Source organism: Pseudoxanthomonas mexicana (genome assembly GCF_001556105.1).
GTDB classification, from domain to species: domain Bacteria; phylum Pseudomonadota; class Gammaproteobacteria; order Xanthomonadales; family Xanthomonadaceae; genus Pseudoxanthomonas_A; species Pseudoxanthomonas_A mexicana_A.
In genome coordinates this window covers 1-568 of sequence record NZ_LSIF01000030.1, presented here as the reverse complement: position 1 = coordinate 568, position 568 = coordinate 1, and the positions used below count along the sequence as shown (strand labels likewise).

Here is a 568-nt window from a genome sequence, read left to right as displayed (position 1 = left end):
AGGAACTGACCTCCACCGTGCGCCAGAACGCCGACTCGGCACGCCAGGCCAACCAGTTGGCCATCGGCGCGGCCTCGGTCGCCTCGCAGGGCGGCGACGTGGTCGGCAAGGTCGTCACCACGATGACCGATATCGAACAGTCGTCCAAGAAGATCGCCGAGATCATCTCGGTCATCGATGGCATCGCCTTCCAGACCAACATCCTGGCGCTCAATGCCGCGGTGGAAGCGGCGCGTGCCGGTGAGCAGGGTCGTGGCTTCGCCGTGGTCGCTTCAGAAGTCCGCACCCTCGCCCAGCGTTCGGCCAATGCGGCCAAGGAAATCAAGGGGCTGATCGAGACGTCCGTGGACAAGGTCGCCGATGGTTCGGCACTGGTGAACCAGGCCGGCGCGACGATGGCCGAGATTGTGGCGTCTGTGCAGCGCGTGACCGACATCATGGCCGAGATTTCGGCGGCCTCGCAGGAGCAGAGCGCCGGCATCGAGCAGGTCAACCAGACCATCACCCAGATGGACGAGACCACGCAGCAGAACGCGGCGCTGGTGGAAGAAGCCTCCGCGGCCGCGCG

General features: G+C 65.8%; 1 protein-coding gene. It reads left to right on the top strand.

The window, feature by feature from the left end; all coding sequences use genetic code 11:
* Positions 1-568, top strand: a 568-nt coding sequence (locus AX730_RS05300; RefSeq protein ID WP_232310180.1) for a methyl-accepting chemotaxis protein, incomplete at both ends; no start/stop codon positions are given.